General features: G+C 49.0%; 2 protein-coding genes. Both read left to right on the top strand.

From position 1 onward, the window contains the following. On the top strand, nt 1-452 hold a 452-nt coding region (locus R7Q48_RS24320; protein ID WP_318132657.1), incomplete at its 5' end, for a putative nucleotidyltransferase substrate binding domain-containing protein. 2 nt (nt 453-454) lie between these two features. Then, nucleotides 455-1,165, top strand: a complete 711-nt coding sequence (locus R7Q48_RS24315) for an exonuclease domain-containing protein (RefSeq protein WP_318132655.1) — start codon at nt 455-457, stop codon at nt 1,163-1,165. Nucleotides 1,166-1,248 lie beyond the last annotated feature (83 nt).

Below are 1,248 nucleotides of genomic sequence, written 5' to 3'. Positions count from 1 at the left end.
GCCCGAGCTTTATTCCGGCTTTGGTGCGCGATGCGATTGACACTCAGCCGCCACTTGGCATTTTCAACAATTTGGTGTTGGAAAAAGGTGGGGAAAACAGCAACACGTTAAACATCAAAAAGTACGCCTTGAATCTGATCATCGATCTGGCGCGTATTTTCAGTCTTGCCGCTGGCGGCTCGTTAACTGGCACAGAAGAGCGTTTTCGCTACGCAGCCCAGCACGGCACATTGTCGAAAGACAGTGTTGAAAACATCATTGGCGCGTATCGCTTTATTACTCAGGTACGTTTCCGTCATCAACTCAATGCGATTCTGGCAGGCACCACACCTGACAACCACATCGCACCCGATGATTTCAGTAGCTTTGAACGCAAGCACTTAAAAGATGCATTTAAGATCATCAGTGAGCTGCAAGATGTCGCGAAACTGAAGTTTGTGAAAGGGGCGTAACCATGATTAAACGTTGGTTTAAGCGGTGGGAAACGCCGCTCTCTCCTGAGCAAAAACGCCAAGCCATTCACGTTATCGACGATTGGCCAATGGTGCTGAAAGACTATCTTCAACAGCCTTTGGTGGATGACTCAACGACCTTGAAGGATTTGAGTTTTGTTGCGTTGGACTTTGAAACCACAGGCGTGGACGCGCAAGGCGATAAAATCTTATCGATTGGCGTGGTTGACCTAACGCTGGACGGCATTGATATCGCCAGCTCCAAAGAGTGGTACATTTGTCATGGACAATTCATCAAACCAGAAACAGCGAAAATTAATGGCTTAACTCCGCAAGATCTCGCCAAAGGACTGCCATTGGATGAAGGGATGAATCGGTTGTTGGAACGCATCACAGGAAAAGTAGTGCTCGCCCACGGATGCTGCATTGAAAAAGCCTTCATTCACGCTTATTTTTCCTCTCGCTACCAAGTAGAGGATTTCCCCGCGTATTTTATCGACACGCTGCAAATCGAAAAGCAGTTTAGCTATGCAGGGAAAAGCGGCGCGCACAGCAGTTATCAGTTAGACGATTTGCGCCGCTACTATCACCTGCCGGGGTACTTATCGCACTCAGCCGCCAGTGATGCCTTGGCGTGCGCGGAGGTGTTCTTGGTGCAAAGTAAAAAACTGACCGCGCTTCCGGATGTCACGTTGCGTCAGTTGATGCGCTGATCACGCCAACTCTTGCGCCAAAAAGTCGATCAATAACCGCACTTTTGGCGACAAATTGCGACTTTGCGGATACAGCGCCCAAA

Source organism: Vibrio sp. 378, from assembly GCF_033339435.1.
This window is presented reverse-complemented; position numbering and strand designations above follow the sequence as displayed.

Bases quoted from the DNA above. Each gene is read 5' to 3' on its own strand.
- R7Q48_RS24315 (WP_318132655.1), top strand. From the start codon at position 455: ATGATTAAACGTTGGTTTAAGCGGTGGGAAACGCCGCTCTCTCCTGAG.